Here is a 13,106-nt window from a genome sequence, read left to right on the forward strand (position 1 = left end):
AGTGTCCCCGCCCCCTGCGCCCCGTCAAGACGACTTTCGTCGATCAGACCTGCGAGTAGAGGCCCTCATAGATCGGCACCAGCGTGTCGGTCTCGAAGAGCGAGCTGACCGAGGTGCCCGACCAGGTGTTCAGGATCGCCTGCGCAAACATCGGCGCGGTCGGCACGATGCGGATGTTCTTCGCGGCCTTCACCGCCTCGGTCGGCTCGATCGAATCGGTGATCACCAGCGATTTCATCACCGAATTGGTGACGCGCTCGACCGCCGGGCCCGAGAGCACGCCGTGGGTGATATAGGCATGCACCTCGGTCGCGCCCGCCGCCATCAGCACCTCGGCCGCCTTGCACAGCGTGCCCGCGGTGTCGCAGATGTCGTCGACGATGATGCATTTCTTGCCCGAAACATCGCCGATCACGGTCATGCCGGCGACTTCGCCCGCCTTCTCGCGGCGCTTGTCGACGATCGCGAGCGGCGCGTTGATCCGCTTGGCGAGCTCGCGCGCACGCGCCACGCCGCCAACGTCGGGCGAGATCACCATCACATCGTCGAGCTGGCCCTTGAAATGATGCAGGATATCGAGCGCGAAGACCGGCGAGGCATAGAGGTTGTCCACCGGGATGTCGAAGAAGCCCTGGATCTGCGCGGCATGCAGATCGAGCGTCAGGATCCGGTCGACGCCCGCCTCGGTGAGCAGGTTCGCGACGAGTTTCGCCGAGATCGGCGTGCGGGCCTTGGCGCGGCGGTCCTGGCGGGCATAGCCGAAATAGGGGATGACGGCGGTGATCCGGTCGGCCGAGGAGCGCTTGAGCGCATCGGTGATGATCAACAGCTCCATCAGGTTGTCATTGGCCGGGTTCGAGGTCGGCTGGATGATATACATATCCTCGCCGCGCACGTTCTCATAGACCTCGACGAAGATCTCCTGATCGTTGAACCGCTCGACGCGGGCGTCGACGAGCCCCACCGACATGCCCCGATGCATCGACATCCGGCGCGCGATGGAATTGGCAAGCGGCTTGTTGGCATTGCCGGAGATCAGTTTCGGTTCGGTCATGGCAGGCATAGGTCACCTTTCGGCAGTCGCCGGGGGCAGAGCCGGCGGATTCGGGGGAGATTGCGCCTGCCTTAACACCGGGCTAGCGTTCCCGCAAACCTCCGCAGCCCCGGAAAGGCCCACTATGGCGCAGATTGATTACTTTTTCTCCGTGTTCAGCCCCTGGACCTATCTCGCGGGCAACCGGCTGGAGGACATCGCCGCGCGCCATGGCGCCACCGTGACCTATAAACCGCTCGATCTGCTCGGGCTTTTCGACCGCACCGGCGGCACCCGCCCCGCCGCGCGCCACCCCAGCCGGATGGCCTACCGCGGCCAGGAGCTCGCCCGCTGGGCCGCGCGGCTTGGCGTGCCGATGCTGGCGCAGCCGACGCTTTACCCGCCGAACCCCGCGCCCGCGTCTTACGCGATCATCGCCGCGCAACAGGCGGGCGGCGGCGATACCGGCGCGCTCGTGCAGGGGCTCGCCCGCGCGCTCTGGGTCGAGGACCGCAACATCGCCGAGGATGAGGTGATCCGCGCCGCGCTCACCGCCGCCGGGTTCTCGGGCGATCTCGTCACCACCGGGCTCTTCACCGGCGCGATGGCCTATGAGAAGAACCTCGAGGAGGCGGTTGACCGCGGCGTCTTCGGCTCGCCCTTCTATATCGTCGCCGAAACCGATCAGCGCTTCTGGGGCCAGGACCGGCTCGACTTCCTCGACGCCCATCTGGGAGAGCTCTGATGCCGCGCGATACCCGTCACGGCCAGGAGATCTTCTGGCAGGAGATCGGCGCGGGCCCCCGCCCGGCGCTCGCGATTCATTGCACGCTCGGCGCGAGCCAGATCTGGACGCCGGTGCTCGAGCCCTTGACCGAGCTCACCACGCTCGCCTTCGATCAGCCCGGCCACGGCCAATCGGCGCCTTGGGAGGCCGAGGGCGCCGCGCCCGGCGCCTTCCAGCAGCTCGTGACCCAGATCGCAGCCTCGTTCATCACCCGCCCCGTCGATCTGATCGGCCACAGCTTCGGCGCCTCGGTCGCGCTGCGCATCGCGGTGGCCGCGCCCGAGGCGGTGCGCAGCCTCACGCTGATCGAGCCGGTGCTCTTCGCCGCCGCCGAGGGCACCGAGGAATGGGCCGAGATGCGCCCCCATCAGGCGCATTTCGAGGCCGAGATCGCCGCCGGCCACCTCGAGGCCGCGGCGCGCGGCTTCATGGGCGCCTGGGGCGCGGGGGTGCCGTGGGAGGCGCTGCCCGAGCATCAACGCGCGCGGTTTTGTCAACAAATGCCGATGGTTGGCAATATCAGCGCGGCGAATTTCTCCGACCCGGGCCAGATCGTGCGGGCGGGCGGGATCGAGGCGATCGACGCGCCGGTGATGATCATCCGCGGCGATGCGAGCCCGCCGATCGTGGCGCGGGTCTGCGAGGCGCTGGCCGCGCGGTGCCAGGATGTGGGCACCGCGGTGATCCCCGGCGGCGGCCATATGCTGCCGGTGACCCATGCGCGCCAGGTGCGCGAGCTGATCGCGATGAACCTCGAACGGGCGTGAACCCGGCTCAGACGGCGGGCCGCAGCCACGGCCCGCGCCAGAACCGCGCGATCATCGACAGCGCCACGCAGGCGAGCCCGATGACGAGCCCGAACCACAGCCCCACCCCGCCAAAGCCGAGCGGAAAGGCGAGGATCCAGCTCGCCGGGATGCCGATCAGCCAATAGCTCCCCGCCGCGACCCACATCGGCACGCGCGTGTCATGCACCCCGCGCAACAGCCCGAGCGCCATCACCTGCGTCGAATCGAAGAGCTGGAAGAGCGCCGCGACGGCGAGGAGTTTGGTGCCGAAAGCGAGGATTTCGGGCGCCGCCGGGTCGGTCCGATCGAGAAAGAGCCCGATCATCGGCCCCGCCGCGCCGAGAAACAGCCCCACCGTCGCGAGCCCGAAGCCAAGCGAGAGGAGCTGCGCGATCCAGGCGCCATCGCGCAGCCGCACGAGGTCGCGCGCCCCGAGCGCCCGCCCGACCCGCACCGTCGCGGCATTCGAGATCCCCATATGGACCATGAAGGTCAGCGAGGCGAGCTCGAGCGCGATGCCATGCGCGGCGAGCTCGACCGTGCCGATCCAGCCCATCATCAGCGCCGAGGCCTGAAACATCCCCGCCTCGGAGACCGAGGTCAGCCCGATCGGCAAGCCCATCCGCGCCACCGCGCGGAAGGCCGGCCAATCGGGGCGCCAGACTCGCGCGAAGAGATCCATCTGGCGCAGCCCCCGCGCATGGCCCGCATAGACCATGAGCGCGGCGCAGGTCACGAGCTGCACCACCACCGAGGCCACCGCGGCGCCCCGCACCCCCATCTCCGGCGCGCCGAAATTGCCAAAGATCAACAACCAGTTGAGCCCGATGTTGAGGCCCACCCCGGCGAGCGTCACCCACATCACGATCTGGGTGCGCTCCTGGGCGGAGAGCAGAGCCTTGAGCACCGCGATGATCAGCGCGGGCACCATGCCGAGCATCGCGATGCGCAGGTAATCCTGCGCGAGGGCGGCGATCGCGGGCTCCTGACCGAGGGCGCGCAGGATCGGCCCCGAGGCCCACATCAAGGGCATCACGCCCAGCGCGAAGAGGATCGAGAGCCACAGCCCCATCCGCGTATCGCGCCGCGCCTGCACCTCGTCGCCCGCGCCGAGCGAGGCCGCGACGCGCCCCATCACCGCATAGGAAAACCCCGAGCCGAGGATGAAGAGGATGAAGAAATACCCCGCGCCAAGCACCACCGCGGCGAGCTCGGGCACCCCATACCAGCCCAGCATGATCGTATCGGTGACATGCAGGCCCATCTGCGCAAGGTTCGAGCCCACCAAAGGCAGGCCGAGCGCGAGGAGCGCGCGCAAATGGGCGGGGACGGTCATCCGGCCCGGGGCGGGGGGGAGCTGCGGGGAGGTCATCGCGCAAGGCTAGCCTGCGCCGCGCCCAAGGTCCAGTGGCGCTTAGCGGCGCCGGCCGGTGATCATCGGCGTGACGAGATCTTCGCGCTTCCAGAAGCGGTAAAACAGGATCGCGCCGACATGGAAAGCGACGAGCACGGCGAGCAAGAGCCCGAGCCGATGATGCCAGCCCAGCGCCCAGCGGTTCCACTCGCTCGAGACATAGCCCGCGAGCGGGCCGGTGTTGATATAATCCTCCGGGTCGAGGATCAGCCCGGTGCCGACCTGCCCCGCGAGCACAATAAGCAGCGCCGCGACCGACCAGCCCCCCAAGGGGTTGTGGCCCTCGCTCTGGCTCGCCCGGCGGGCGGGCAGCGTCTTGAGGTAGCGCAGAACCGCCCCGGGGCCGCGCAGGAAGCTCGCGAACCGCGCGTTGCGGGGCCCGATGAAGCCCCAGATCAGGCGGAAGACGAGAAGCGCGAGCACCAGATAGCCCGCGTAGAAATGCCAGCTCATCTGCAACGGGCCGAAATGGCCCAGAAGCCAGCCGCCCGTCACCGCGACGACCAGGAGCCAGTGGAAGAGCCGCACGAACGGATCCCAGATCTGCGGCGATTGCGGGGCGGGGTCGGTCATCGGCTCTCTCGCTCGGAAGGGGCGCGCCCCCGGCGGAGGCGCGCGCAGCTTGTCTTGTTCGGGTCTTATTCGGGCAGACGATAGTCGTCGTGGCAGGCCTTGCAGGTGCCGCCGAGCTTGCCGAAGGCCGCGCCAAAGGCCGCGCCATCGCCCGCATTCGCCGCGGCGATCAGCTCGGCGCCGGCCTCTTTCGTGGCTTTGCCCTTGGCGGCGAAATCATCCATGTCGGTCCAGATTTTCGCCATCGCGCGGGTCTTGCCGGGGAAATCGGCATCCGAGGTGCCGGCCGGGAAGAAGGTCGAGGTATCGGTCGCGAGAACCGCCTCGAGCTTGGCGGCCTCGGCCTTGGCGGCCTCGGCGTCGAAGGATTTGGCAAGCGGGCCCATCGCCTTCATCGACCCGCCGAGGGCTTTGAAATAGGCCTGACGGGCTTCGATCGATTGCATCGGCTCGGCCGAGGCGGCGCCGAAGGCGAGCGCGAGCGGAAGGGCAGCGAAAAGGATCTTGTGCATCTGGGTCTCCTGGTTGGGTGCCTGCGATATCTACGGTCACGGCAGGAAAATCTGTCGCGAAAATATAATGCCTTTGGAATGTGACATTCCGCAGCGCGGCAAGTCCAGCGTTTCAGGGTTTGCTCGCGATAAAGTCAACGAGCGCCGCGCGCCCGCAATGGGCCGCGCCGCCGTAGATCTCGGCATCGTAATCGGCCTGGTGCAGCACCCGCCAGCCGGGGAAGGCCGCGCGCAGGAGATCGAGCGTGTAGAGCTGTTCGACCGCCCCCGGCCCGCCCGAGCCATAGGCCGGCTGGCGCGTGGCAAAGCCGTGGATCAGCACGAGCCCGCCCGGGCGCGTGGCCCGCGCCATGCCGGCGAAGATCTGCCCCTGCAGGGGCGGCGCGGCGAATTGCATGCAGCACCCGAGCACCGCGTCATAGGCGCGCTGGGGCCAGTCATGGCGAGCCAGATCGGCCTCGAGAAAAGTGGCCGCGACGCCGCGCGCCTGCGCGAGCGCGCGCGCCTTGGCGATCGCATTCGGCGCGGCCTCGAGCCCGGTCACCCGCGCCCCCCGCCCCGCGAGGTAAACCGCGTTGCGCCCCTCGCCCTCGGCGAGGCTGAGAACACTCGCCCCCGGCGCAATCCGCCACCCCTGCGCCGCGACAAATTCCGAAGGTTCGGTGCCGTAGACATACTCCGCCCCGGCAAATCGGTGATTCCAGTCCATGTCGCCCCTCTTGCGCGCCCCTTGCGCGGGGCTTTGGAGCAAGATGGGGTTTCGGGGCGGCGCGACAAGCGGCAACGCGTCGCACCGCCCCCCACCGCGCGATCAGCTCTTGGTCGCGCGCTGCTGTGCCGGATGCAGCGAGGCGCCCAGAATATGGTCCGCCTGGTGGATGACATGGCTCGCATGGCCCACGATCAGCGGGTCGGGCGGCGTGGCGATCTCGTAATCCTTGTCGGGATAATCGAGCGTCGACAGGAAATGCTTCATGCAGTTGAGCCGCGCACGCTTCTTGTCGTTGGATTTCACGATCGTCCAGGGCGCATCGGCGGTGTCGGTGTAGAAGAACATCGCCTCCTTCGCCTCGGTGTAATCATCCCATTTGTCGAGCGAGGCGAGGTCGATCGGCGAGAGCTTCCAACGCTTGAGCGGATCGGTCTCGCGCGATTTGAACCGCGCGCGCTGCTCGTCGCGGGTCACCGAGAACCAGTATTTGTAAAGCCGGATCCCCGAGCGCACGAGCATCCGCTCGAGATCGGGCGCCTGGCGCATGAATTCGAGATATTCGGTGGGGGTGCAAAAGCCCATCACCCGCTCGACCCCGGCGCGGTTATACCAGGAGCGGTCGTAGAACACCATCTCACCCTTGGTCGGCATGTGATTGATATACCGCTGGAAATACCACTGGCCGCGCTCTTCGTCGGTGGGCTTGTTGAGCGCCACGACACGCGCGAACCGCGGGTTGAGATGTTCGTTGAAACGCTTGATCGTGCCGCCCTTGCCGGCCGCGTCGCGCCCTTCGAACAGGATCACGAATTTCTGCCCGGTCTCCTGCGCCCAGAGCTGGACCTTCAGAAGCTCGGCCTGAAGCTGCGCCTTTTCCTTCTCATAGGCCACGCGCCCCATGCGGTGCGGATAGGGATATTTGCCGGTCTCGAAGGCCAGACGGATCGCATTCGGATCGATCCGCGGGAACCGCTTCGGCCCCGCATCATCGCTGTCGCCCGGCACCACGGCCGGATGCGGAGAGGCCGGATCCGCAGGCTTCTCGACGACGCCGGGCGCGGCGGGCTCCACGCCGACCACCCCCTGCGGCGCCTCAGGCTCCGCCTGCACCGCGACCTTCGCGCTCTGATCTTCCATGCAAATCCCTCCGTTTTATTGACTGGAGGGAGCTTATCGCCGCCAGGGTTAATTTTCCTTGATGCGCGTCAAAAAACCGTCTTGAAATCGCAAGATTTCCGAGAAATTCCGGCTTTTCTTTCGGCGCGGCGCGGCGCAACCTGCCCGAAAAGGAGCCCCCGATGATCACCCTTTACGGCGTTTACCGCTCGCGCGCCTCGCGCAACCTGTGGCTGCTCGAAGAGCTCGGCCTGCCCTATACCCTCAAACCCGTGATGCAGGCCTATCGGCTGGTGGCAAAGGGTATCGACCCGCTCACCCCCGAGGCGCCCTTCAACACCCGCACACCCGAGTTCCTGCGCCTCTCGCCCGCCGGCGCGATCCCGGTGCTCGAGGATGCCGGGCTCGTGCTCTCCGAATCGCTCGCGATCAACCTCTACCTCGCGAAAAAGGCCGGCGGCCCGCTCGCGCCGAAGAACCCGCAGGAAGAGGCGCTGATGGTGCAATGGGCGCTTTACGGCGCCACCGCGATCGAGGAGGCGGCGCTCGCGATCCAATATCCGCTGATGGCGGGGGGTGATGACGCCGAGACGGTGATCGCGGCGGCGGCCGAGCGGCTCGCGCGTCCGCTCGCCGCGCTCGAGGCCCATCTCGCGGCGCATAGCCATATCACCGGCGGGCGGTTTACGGTCGCCGATATCAACATGGCCGAGATCTTGCGCTATGCGCAGGGCCATGCGCCCTTGATGGCGCGCTTCCCCCGGGTGGCGAGCTGGCTCAAACATTGTCAGGCGCGGCCAGCGTTCCAGAAGATGTGGGCAGCGCGCGAGGCCGAGCCGATGTGAGGCATCCGAGGGCGGAGGGGGCGCTGCCCCCGCGGCTGCGCCGCCCCCCGGGATATTTTCGCATCGTTGAAGAGGAAGCGGGCGTTCCCCCTTCTTCTTGGTCCAAATACGCAAATTCTTCGGGCAGAGCCGGGCGCGCGCGGCGGGCATGGGCGCGCCCGCTTGCCCCGCCCCCCCAAGCTGCGGTATCCGTGAGCGCCAGACCCACCAAGGAAAGCGAGAGCCATGGCCGACGATCTTCTCTCCGGCGGCGCCGAGAAAGCCTATGACGCCTCCTCGATCGAGGTGCTCGAAGGCCTCGAGCCGGTGCGCAAGCGCCCGGGGATGTATATCGGTGGCACCGATGAGCGCGCGCTCCATCACATGGTGGCCGAGATCCTCGACAACTCGATGGACGAGGCGGTGGCGGGCCATGCGAGCCGCATCGAGGTCGAGCTGAACGCCGATTATTCGGTCACGATCCGCGACAACGGCCGCGGGATCCCGATCGACCCGCACCCGAAATTCCCCGGCAAATCGGCGCTCGAGGTGATCTTGTGCACGCTGCATGCGGGCGGCAAGTTCTCGGGCGACGCCTATCAGACCTCGGGCGGCCTGCATGGCGTCGGCGCCTCGGTGGTCAACGCGCTCTCCGACATCATGGTGGTGCAGGTCGCGCGGGGCAAGGAGCTGTTCGAGCAGCGATTCTCCCGCGGCATCCCGCAGGGCCCGGTCGAGAAGCTCGGCGCGGCCCCGAACCGGCGCGGCACCACCGTCACCTTCCATGCCGATGAGCAGATCTTCGGCCATCACCGCTTCAAGCCGGGGCGGATGATGAAGATGGTGCGCTCGAAGGCCTATCTCTTCTCGGGGGTCGAGATCCGCTGGAAATCGGCGATCGACGACGGCGAGACGCCCACCGAAGCGGTGTTCCACTTCCCCGGGGGCCTTGCCGATTACCTCAATGAAACGCTTGGAAAATCCGCCACTTACGCGGACAAGCCCTTCGCCGGCAAGGTCCAGTTCCAGGAGAAATTCGGCGTCCCCGGCTCGGTCGAATGGGCGATCAACTGGACGCCTTCGCGCGACGGGTTCATCCAGAGCTACTGCAACACCGTGCCCACGCCCGAGGGCGGCACCCATGAGGCGGGCTTCTGGTCTGCGATCCTGAAGGGGATCCGGGCCTATGGCGATCTCGTGAAAAACAAGAAATCCGAGCAGATCACCCGCGACGATCTGATCGCCGGCGGCTGCGCGCTGGTGAGCTGTTTCATCCGCGAGCCCGAATTCGTCGGCCAGACCAAGGACCGTCTCGCCACCGTCGAGGCCCAGCGCCTCGTCGAGGGCGCGGTGCGCGACCATTTCGACAACTGGCTCGCGGCCGATCCGAAATCGGCGGGCGCGATCCTCGATTTCCTCGTGCTGCGCGCCGAGGAGCGGCTGCGCCGCCGCGCCGAGAAGGAGACCAGCCGCAAGACCGCGACCAAGAAGCTGCGCCTGCCCGGCAAGCTCGTCGATTGCTCGGCCACCAACCGCTCCGGCACCGAACTTTTCCTCGTCGAGGGCGACTCGGCGGGCGGCTCGGCCAAGATGGCGCGCGACCGCCAGCACCAGGCGCTCCTGCCCTTGCGCGGCAAGATCCTCAACGTGCTCGGCGCGGCCTCCTCGAAACTCGGCCAGAACCAGGAGATCAACGACCTCGCCCAAGCGCTCGGCGTCGGGCTTGGCACGAAATTCAACATCGAGGACCTGCGCTACGACAAGGTCATCATCATGACCGACGCCGATGTCGACGGCGCCCATATCGCCTCGCTTCTGATGACGTTCTTCTTCACCCAGATGCGGCCGCTGATCGACAAGGGCCACCTCTACCTCGCCTGTCCGCCGCTTTACCGGCTGACCCAGGGCGCGCGCCGCCTCTACGTCGCCGATGATGCGGAAAAGGAGGAGTGGCTCGCGAAAGGCCTTGGCGGCAAAGGCAAAATCGACGTGCAGCGGTTCAAGGGCCTGGGCGAGATGGACGCCAAGGACCTCAAGGACACGACCATGAACCCCGCCACCCGCAAGCTGATCCGCGTCACCATCCATGACGATGCGCCCGGCGAAACCGCCGATCTGGTCGAGCGGCTGATGGGCAAGAAACCCGAGCTGCGCTTCCAATATATCCAGGAAAACGCGCAATTCGTGGAGGAGCTCGACGTATGAGCACGCAAACGCCCGCAACCCGCGCGCTCGCCGCGGCCAAGGCGGCGTTTCGGGTGCTCGATTATGACTATGTCGCCGGGCAGGAGAAGATCGGGCTTCATGCCGCCGCGGCGATCGGCCTGCCGCCCGAGCGGGTGCTGAAAACCCTGATGGTCGAGGTCGATGGCAAGCCCGCCTGCGCGGTGATCCCCTCGGATCGCTCGCTTTCGATGAAACGGGTGGCGGCGGCCTTTGGCGGCAAACATGCCACGATGATGGACCCGGCCAAGGCCGAACGGCTGACCGGCTTTCACACCGGCGGCATCAGCCCCTTCGGCCAGAAGCGCCAAAGCCCCTGCGCCTTTGAAGAGACCGCGCTCGGCGCCGAGGAGATCGTGCTGAACGGCGGCAAACGCGGGATGATGGTGGCTCTCGCCCCCGCCGCGGCGCTCGCCGCCGCGCGCGCGCGCCCCGCGCCTCTGATCGCCGACTGAGCCCATCAACATTGGCATTTCCCGCGCGGCTGCGCTAAGTAAGCGCCAGCCGCCGCTGCGGCCCGCTTTCGGAGGAGCCAGATGCCCTATTATCGTTCCCGCAAATCCACCCACGGCCGCAACATGGCCGGCGCCCGCGGCCTGTGGCGCGCCACCGGCATGACGGACGGCGACTTCGGCAAGCCGATCATCGCGGTCGTGAACTCCTTCACGCAATTCGTCCCCGGCCACGTCCACCTCAAGGACCTCGGCCAGATGGTCGCGCGCGAGATCGAGAAAGCGGGCGGCGTCGCCAAGGAATTCAACACGATCGCCATCGATGACGGCATCGCGATGGGCCATGACGGCATGCTCTATTCGCTGCCCTCGCGCGAGGTGATCGCCGACAGCGTCGAATATATGGTCAACGGCCATTGCGCCGATGCGATGGTCTGCATCTCGAACTGCGACAAGATCACCCCCGGCATGATGATGGCCGCGATGCGCCTCAACATCCCGGTGATCTTCGTCTCCGGCGGCCCGATGGAGGCCGGCAAGGAAGGCGCCGCGATCGTCGGCCATGACCTCGACCTCGTCGATGCGATGGTCGCCGCGGCCGATGACCAATATACCGACGAGGAAGTCCTCGCGATCGAGAAATCCGCCTGCCCGACCTGCGGGTCGTGCTCGGGGATGTTCACCGCCAATTCGATGAACTGCCTCGCCGAGGCGCTCGGCCTCGCGCTGCCGGGCAACGGCTCGATGCTGGCCACCCACGCCGACCGCAAGGAGCTCTTCCTCGAGGCCGGCCGCAAGATCGTCGAGATCACCAAGCGCCATTACGAGGGCGAGGAGCCCGGCCTCCTGCCGCGCGATATCGCCACCTTCGAGGCCTTCGAGAATGCGATGAGCCTCGATATCGCGATGGGCGGCTCGACCAATACCGTGCTGCACCTCCTTGCCATCGCCTATGAGGGCAAGGTCGATTTCACCATGGCCGACATGGACCGGCTCTCGCGCAAGGTGCCCTGCCTGTGCAAGGTCGCGCCCGCCAAACAGGACGTGCACATGGAAGACGTGCACCGCGCCGGCGGCATCATGGGGATCCTGGGCGAGATGCACCGCGCGGGCCTGCTGCACGGCGATGTCCGCACCGTCCACAGCGACACGCTCGCCGAGGCGATCGCGAAATGGGATGTGATGACCGCCAATGACCCCGCGGTCGAGGAATTCTACCGCGCAGCGCCGGGCGGCGTGCGCACGACCCAGGCCTTCTCGACCCAGAACCGCTATCAGGAGCTCGACCGCGACCGCGTGGGCGGCGTGATCCGCTCGGCCGAACACGCCTTCTCGAAAGACGGCGGCCTCGCGGTCCTCTCGGGCAATATCGCGCTCGATGGTTGCATCGTGAAAACCGCGGGCGTGGACGAATCGATCCTGAAATTCTCCGGCCCGGCCAAGGTCTTCGAGAGCCAGGACGACGCGGTCTCCGGCATCCTGACCGGCAAGGTCGTGGCCGGCGAGGTCGTGGTGATCCGCTATGAAGGCCCGCGCGGCGGCCCCGGCATGCAGGAAATGCTCTACCCGACCTCCTATCTGAAGTCGAAAGGCCTCGGCAAGTCCTGCGCGCTCCTGACCGATGGCCGCTTCTCGGGCGGCACCTCGGGCCTCTCGATCGGCCACGTCTCGCCCGAGGCCGAAGAGGGCGGGCTGATCGGCCTCGTCGAAACCGGCGACCTGATCGAGATCGACATCCCGAACCGCACGATCCACCTCGCGGTGGATGAGGCGACCCTCGCCGCACGCCGCGCGGCCAAGGGCCCGCTGCCCTGGAAACCGGCCGCCCCCCGCCCCCGCGCCGTCTCGACCGCGCTCAAGGCCTATGCGCTGCTCGCCTCCTCGGCCGCCAAGGGCGGCGTGCGGATCCTGCCCGAATAACGCAAAGGCCCCCGCAAGGGGGCCTTTTTCCTGGCGCCCATGCGCCCGCGGGCTCCGCTCCGCTTCAAGGATGCCCAAATATCCCGGGGGGCCGATGCACCGCATCGGCGGGGGCGGCGCCCCCTCCCCGGCCGGCCCTCACAAATACCGCCCGCCGCGCTCCAGCACCTCGATCTGATAGCCATCGGGGTCGGCGATGAAGAAAAACCGCGCGATCACCGTGCCTGCGGGCGCAAAATCGATGATCTTGCGCGGCGCGAGCCCCGCCGCCTCCATCCGCGCATGCTCCGCCGCCAGATCCGCCACCGACACCGCCAGATGCCCATAACCATTGCCCGGCGCATAGGGCTCGGCGCGCCCCTTGTTCACCGTCAGCTCGAGCTCGAACTCGCTCTCGGCATTGGCGAGATAGATCAGCGTGAATTCGGGAAAATCGAGCCGCTCCACGGGCTTGAGCCCGAACGCCGCCTCATAGAAAGCCAAAGACCGCGCCTCGTCGAGCACGCGGATCATCGAATGGATCATCTTGGCCATGAAACCCTCCTGCCTTTGCGCGACCCTAAAGCGGCCCCGGGCGCGCTGCAAGTCTGGAAAACGGGGGGAGTGGTACCGCCTCCCCGGCTCGAACGGGGGACCCCCAGATCCACAATCTGGTGCTCTAACCAACTGAGCTAAGGCGGCACTGAGGGGCGATTTACCGACCATGGCGGGGGAATGCAAGGCCCTCGACGGGGCCGAACGCATTTTTCGCG

The 13,106-nt window shown here is 67.2% G+C and carries 13 protein-coding genes and 1 tRNA gene; 6 read left to right on the plus strand and 8 right to left on the minus strand.

Annotated elements, in window-relative coordinates; translation table 11 throughout:
* Positions 1–43: 43 nt before the first annotated feature.
* Positions 44–1,063 carry a ribose-phosphate pyrophosphokinase gene (locus LPB142_RS13305; protein WP_071166657.1) on the minus strand — a complete coding sequence of 340 codons (1,020 nt, stop codon included), beginning with the start codon at positions 1,061–1,063 and terminating at the stop codon, positions 44–46.
* Between the two features lie 115 nt (positions 1,064–1,178).
* Between LPB142_RS13305 and LPB142_RS13310 the strand changes: the two genes are divergently transcribed.
* Complete coding sequence (locus tag LPB142_RS13310; RefSeq protein WP_068764934.1) at positions 1,179–1,778, plus strand: 2-hydroxychromene-2-carboxylate isomerase; 600 nt, start codon at positions 1,179–1,181, stop codon at positions 1,776–1,778.
* Positions 1,778–2,587, plus strand: a complete 810-nt coding sequence (locus LPB142_RS13315; RefSeq protein WP_071166658.1) for an alpha/beta fold hydrolase — start codon at positions 1,778–1,780, stop codon at positions 2,585–2,587. Before LPB142_RS13310 ends, LPB142_RS13315 begins: the two co-directional genes overlap by 1 nt.
* A 7-nt stretch (positions 2,588–2,594) precedes the next feature.
* Here the strand turns inward: LPB142_RS13315 and LPB142_RS13320 are convergent, their stop codons facing one another.
* The 5 genes from LPB142_RS13320 to ppk2 form a co-directional block, all read right to left on the minus strand.
* The gene (locus tag LPB142_RS13320; protein ID WP_071166659.1) at positions 2,595–3,944 is read right to left on the minus strand and encodes an MATE family efflux transporter; all 1,350 of its coding nucleotides are present in this window, start codon (positions 3,942–3,944) and stop codon (positions 2,595–2,597) included.
* A 78-nt stretch (positions 3,945–4,022) separates the two neighbouring features.
* On the minus strand, positions 4,023–4,595 hold the full coding sequence (locus LPB142_RS13325; RefSeq protein ID WP_071166660.1) for a cytochrome b/b6 domain-containing protein: 573 nt from the start codon (positions 4,593–4,595) through the stop codon (positions 4,023–4,025).
* A 65-nt stretch (positions 4,596–4,660) separates the two neighbouring features.
* The gene (locus LPB142_RS13330) at positions 4,661–5,107 is read right to left on the minus strand and encodes a c-type cytochrome (protein ID WP_068764938.1); all 447 of its coding nucleotides are present in this window, start codon (positions 5,105–5,107) and stop codon (positions 4,661–4,663) included.
* Positions 5,108–5,219: 112 nt separating this feature from the next.
* On the minus strand, positions 5,220–5,816 hold the full coding sequence (locus LPB142_RS13335) for an SAM-dependent methyltransferase (protein ID WP_071166661.1): 597 nt from the start codon (positions 5,814–5,816) through the stop codon (positions 5,220–5,222).
* Positions 5,817–5,918: 102 nt separating this feature from the next.
* A complete protein-coding gene (gene ppk2 / locus LPB142_RS13340) occupies positions 5,919–6,956 on the minus strand; it encodes a polyphosphate kinase 2 (RefSeq protein WP_071166662.1) in 1,038 nt (345 codons plus the stop codon).
* A gap of 161 nt (positions 6,957–7,117) precedes the next feature.
* Here ppk2 and LPB142_RS13345 point away from each other — a divergent pair, with 161 nt between their 5' ends.
* The 4 genes from LPB142_RS13345 (at position 7,118) to ilvD (ending at position 12,354) form a co-directional block, all read left to right on the plus strand.
* The gene (locus LPB142_RS13345) at positions 7,118–7,780 is read left to right on the plus strand and encodes a glutathione S-transferase family protein (protein WP_071166663.1); all 663 of its coding nucleotides are present in this window, start codon (positions 7,118–7,120) and stop codon (positions 7,778–7,780) included.
* Positions 7,781–8,005: 225 nt separating this feature from the next.
* Positions 8,006–9,964, plus strand: coding sequence for a DNA topoisomerase IV subunit B (parE, locus tag LPB142_RS13350; protein WP_071166664.1), 1,959 nt, complete (start codon positions 8,006–8,008; stop codon positions 9,962–9,964).
* Positions 9,961–10,437 (plus strand): YbaK/EbsC family protein, encoded by a 477-nt coding sequence (locus LPB142_RS13355; protein WP_071166665.1) that lies wholly within the window; start codon positions 9,961–9,963, stop codon positions 10,435–10,437. Before parE ends, LPB142_RS13355 begins: the two co-directional genes overlap by 4 nt.
* Before the next feature lie 81 nt (positions 10,438–10,518).
* The gene (ilvD, locus tag LPB142_RS13360; protein ID WP_071166666.1) at positions 10,519–12,354 is read left to right on the plus strand and encodes a dihydroxy-acid dehydratase; all 1,836 of its coding nucleotides are present in this window, start codon (positions 10,519–10,521) and stop codon (positions 12,352–12,354) included.
* A gap of 138 nt (positions 12,355–12,492) precedes the next feature.
* Here ilvD and LPB142_RS13365 read toward each other — a convergent pair whose 3' ends face one another.
* Positions 12,493–12,888 (minus strand): VOC family protein, encoded by a 396-nt coding sequence (locus LPB142_RS13365; RefSeq protein ID WP_071166667.1) that lies wholly within the window; start codon positions 12,886–12,888, stop codon positions 12,493–12,495.
* Positions 12,889–12,958: 70 nt separating this feature from the next.
* Positions 12,959–13,035, minus strand: a tRNA-His gene (locus tag LPB142_RS13370).
* Positions 13,036–13,106 lie beyond the last annotated feature (71 nt).

This window comes from Rhodobacter xanthinilyticus (assembly GCF_001856665.1).
Classification (GTDB): Bacteria; Pseudomonadota; Alphaproteobacteria; order Rhodobacterales; family Rhodobacteraceae; genus Rhodobacter; species Rhodobacter xanthinilyticus.